This window comes from Streptomyces sp. NRRL WC-3549, from assembly GCF_000721935.1.
Classification (GTDB): Bacteria; Actinomycetota; Actinomycetes; order Streptomycetales; family Streptomycetaceae; genus Streptomyces.
Window position 1 is genome coordinate 453 of sequence record NZ_KL585458.1, and the last position, 4592, is coordinate 5044.

A 4592-nucleotide genomic window follows, 5' to 3' on the forward strand; every position below is an offset into this window, starting at 1 on the left:
CCCCTCCGTTCGCTCCTGCCCGTACGTCGCCAGCAGTGCCTGCGCCTCGATCGGGTCGCCCAGCCGCGTGCCCGTACCGTGCGCGTCGACGGCATCGATGTCCCCGGCTTGGACTCCCGCGTTCGCCAGCGCCTGGCGGATGACCCGTTGCTGCGAGGGCCCGTTCGGGGCTGTCAGGCCGTTCGACGCACCGTCCTGGTTCACGGCTGAACCGCGTACGACGGCGAGCACACGGTGCCCGTTGCGCTGCGCGTCCGAGAGCCGTTCCACCAGCACCATGCCGGCGCCCTCGGACCACCCCGTGCCGTCCGCCGCCTCGGCGAACGGCTTGCAACGGCCGTCCGGTGCCAGCCCGCGCTGACGGCTGAACTCGATGAAGATGCCGGGGTCGGCCATGATCGTGACCCCGCCGGCCAGTGCCATGGTGCACTCGCCCTGACGCAACGCCTGCACCGCGAGGTGAAGGGCCACCAGCGAGGACGAGCACGCCGTGTCCACCGTGACGGCGGGGCCCTCGAGGCCGAAGGTGTACGACACCCGACCGGACACGACGCTGGTCGCGCTGCCGGTCAGGGCGTTCCCTTCGAAGCCTTCGGGCAGTTGCGCCCCGGCGCCGTAGGCGGACGACGACGCACCGGCGAACACTCCGGTCGCGCTCCCGCGCATTTCGGCGGGGTCGATGCCCGCGGATTCGAACGTCTCCCAGGCGGTCTCCAGCAGCAGGCGCTGCTGGGGGTCCATTCCGAGGGCCTCACGGGGCGAGATCCCGAAGAAGCCGGGGTCGAAGGCGCTCGCGCCGGCCAGGAATCCACCGTCGCGCACGGTGACGAGCTGTTCGGCGCCCGCCTCCGGTTCCGGGGTGGTCAGCCGGTCGGCGTGCCAGCCGCGGTCGTCGGGGAACCCGGTGATCGCGTCTCCGTCGTCGAGGAGCAGCCGCCACAGGTCGTCGGGCGAGTTCACCTCGCCGGGGAACCGGCAGCTCATCCCGACGATCGCGATCGGGTCGTCACCGGCGGCCGTGAGAATCGCGCTCGCGTTCTCCGGTACGACGACGCCCAGGATCTCGGTCAGCAGGAATCCGGCGAGTGCGGCGGGCGTGGGGTAGTCGAAGACCAGGGTCGCGGGCAGCCGGAGGCCCGTCGCGGCATTCAGCCGGTTGCGCAGCTCCACCGCTGTGAGGGAGTCGACGCCCAGCTCCTTGAACTGCTTGTCACCGTCGACCGTCTCCGCACCCGCATGGCCGAGTACGGAGGCCGCCTGGGCCCGTACGAGGTCCAGAAGCTCCCGGTCGCGCTCCTGCGGGGCGAGCCCGGCGAGGCGCTGCCCCAGGGTGGACGCACCCGTCGCAACGGCGGCCGGAGCCCGGCGCCGGCCGGATGTACGGACCAGTCCGCGGAACACTCCGGGCAGCGCACCTGCGGCGGCCTGCGTCTGGAGGGCCGTGAGGTCAAGGCCGACCGGCACCAGCGCTGCCCGTGGAGAGGCCAGCGCGGCGTCGAAGAGGGCGAGTCCCTGTTCGTCCGAGAGCGGGAGGACGCCGGAACGCACCATACGGTCCACGTCGGAGCCGTCGAGCTGTCCGAGCATCCCGTCGGTGGTGGCCCAGGGGCCCCACGCCAGTGAGGTCGCCGCCAGCCCCGCGCCACGGCGCTGCTGGGCGAGACCGTCGAGGAAGGCGTTGGCCGCCGCGTAGTTCGCCTGGCCGGGTCCGCCGAAGACGCCTGCCACCGAGGAGAACGTGACGAACATCGAGAGGTCGAGCCCCGCGGTGAGCTCATGCAGGTGGACCGCGCCTTCGACCTTGGGACTCAACACGGTGTCGAGGCGCTCGCCCGTCATGGACGACACCACACCGTCGTCGAGGACTCCCGCGGCGTGCACGACCCCGGTCAGCGGCCGGTCCTCGGGCACAGCTGCCAGGACGGCTGCCAGTTGGCCGCGGTCGGTGACGTCACAGGCGGCCAGCACGACGTCGGCTCCGGCCTCGGTCAGTTCGGCGGCGAGCGCGGCCGCGCCGACGGCCGATGCCCCGCGACGGCCCGTCAGGACGAGGCTGCGCACCCCGTGTTCGGCCACGAGGTGGCGTGCGACCAGTCCCCCGAGGGCGCCGGTGGCTCCGGTCACCAGGACCGTTCCGTGCCGCTCCACCGGTTCGGGCACGGTCAGGACGACCTTGCCGACGTGGCGTGCCTTGGCGAGAAAGCGGAACGCCTCCGGCGCCTGCCGCACGTCCCAGGTACGGATCGGCAGCGGCTTGAGCGCGCCACTGTCGAAGAGCGCGAGCACCTCGGCCATCAGCTGACCGATCCGCTCGGGGCCGGCCTCGATGAGGTCGAAGGCCTGGTAGGCGACGCCGGGGAAGTTCTCGGCGATCACCTCCGCGTCTCGGATGTCGGTCTTGCCCATCTCCATGAACCGGCCGCCACGCGGCAGCAGTCGCAGTGACGCGTCCACGAACTCCCGGGCGAGGGAGTCCAGGACGACATCGACGCCACGTCCTTCGGTGACGTCGAGGAACTGTCCTTCGAAGTCGAGTGTGCGCGAGGAGGCGATGTGCGCGTCGTCCAGCCCGAGCGAGCGCACCACGTCCCACTTGCCGCTGCTCGCGGTTCCGAAGACCTCGGCACCCAGGTGCTGCGCGAGTTGCACGGCTGCCATGCCGACACCGCCTGCGGCGGCGTGCACCAGGACCGACTCGCCGGGTTGCAGTCGTCCCAGGTCGACGAGCGCGTAATAAGCGGTCATGAAGACCACCGGGGCCGATGCCGCCTCGGTGAAGGACCAGCCGTCCGGGATACGGGCCAACGTGCGACGGTCGGTGACCGCAACCGGCCCGAACGCCCCGGAGAACAGGCCCATCACGTGATCGCCGGGCTCCAGCCCGGTGACCCCGGGCCCGGTCTCCAGTACGATTCCGGCGCCCTCGATACCCATGGTCGCGTCACCGGGGTAGACGCCCAGCGCGATGAGGACGTCGCGGAAGTTCAGACCTGCGGCACGCATGCCGACCCGTACCGCCCCTGGGGCGAGGGGCTCGGCCACGTCGGGGCAGCCGGCGAGCGAGAGGTTCTCGAGAGTGCCCTTCTCCGTGATGTCCAGCCGCCACGGTGCGTCCCCGGACGGCGGTACGAGGAACTCCCCGGCCGAAGGGCGGCCCAACCTGGGTACGAACACGTCACCGGCACGGATGGCGAGCTGCGGCTCGCCCGTGGCCAGTGCGGGGAGGAGCGTGGCGTGGGAGTCGTCGAGATCCACGAGGACCAGCCGGCCAGGGTTCTCGGACTGTGCCGAGCGGATCAGGCCCCAGGCCGCCGCTCCGGCCAGGTCGGACAGTTCGTCCTCCCCGCGGGGCACGACCGCCCCGCAGGTCGCGACCACCAGCAAGGCGTCGGCGAAGCGGGCATCAGCCAGCCATTCCTGGACCAGCGCGAGCAGCTCGTGCACACTCCGGCGCACGTCGGACGCCAGGTCGTCACCGGCATCGCCGCCGTGTGTGACGAGGACGAGGCCGACGGCAGGATCCACGGCTGCCAGCTCCGCGTAAGGCTCGGCTCCCAGGGCAACCGGCCAGCCCTCCCCGATCACGGCCCACCGTCGGGCGGGACCGTCCGACGGCAGCGGCGGCACGGAGAGGGGCGTCCATTCGAGGTGGAACAACGCGTCCTGATCAGCTCCGGGTGCCGTGAGTTGCTCTGCGGTCACCGGACGCAGAACCAGCGACTCGACGTGCGCGACCGGCGAACCGGAACCGTCGGCGGCCAGCAGGCGGACGCCCGACGCCGTGGGGGTGATCCGCACCCGCAGCACGGAAGCGCCGACCGCGTACACGGAGACGCCCGACCAGGCGAACGGCAGACCGACTGCCGGCGCATCGCCCCGGGACTCGCCACTGCCGTTCAGCCCCATCGCGTGCAGGGCGGAGTCGAGCAGGGCGGGGTGCAGACCGAAGCGCTCGGCCTCGGCACCGTCGGGCAGCGAGACCTCGGCGAAGATCTCCTCGCCACGACGCCAGGCGGCCCGCAGCCCTTGGAACACGGGGCCGTAGCCGTAGCCGTGCTCGGCCAGGGCCTCGTAGTGCCCGTCGACGGACACCGCGACAGCGTCGCGGGGCGGCCAGTCGGCCAGCTCCTGATCGCTGACCTCTGCGCCCGCAGGGGCCAGCACACCGGCCGCGTGCTGCTGCCAAGGCACGGCGCCGTCCTCACCTTCGGCGGGCCGGGAGTACAGGGCGACGGAACGCTTGCCTTCCGCGTCCTCCGCGCCCACGGTCAGCTGTACGGCGACTCCGCCGTGTTCAGGCAGCACCAGCGGGGTCTGGAGCGTCAGCTCCTCGAGGAGACCGCAACCGACGTGTTCGCCGGCTTGCAGGACGAGTTCCACGTAGGCCGTGCCCGGGAGCAGGACCGCGCCCAGCACGGCGTGGTCACCGAGCCACGGATGTGTCTGCAGCGACAGGCGGCCGGTCATGATCAGCCCGTCCGCGTCGGCCCGCGTCATCGCAGCACCGAGCATCGGGTGTCCGACAGGGCGCAGTCCGAACGCGGAGACGTCACCCATCCACCGTGCCGCGGCGGCGGGCCAGTAGTGCTCGC

1 protein-coding gene is annotated in these 4592 nt (G+C 72.0%); it reads right to left on the reverse strand.

From position 1 onward, the window contains the following. On the reverse strand, positions 1-4497 hold a 4497-nt coding region (locus IH13_RS39995), incomplete at its 3' end, for an SDR family NAD(P)-dependent oxidoreductase (RefSeq protein ID WP_420713447.1). Positions 4498-4592 lie beyond the last annotated feature (95 nt).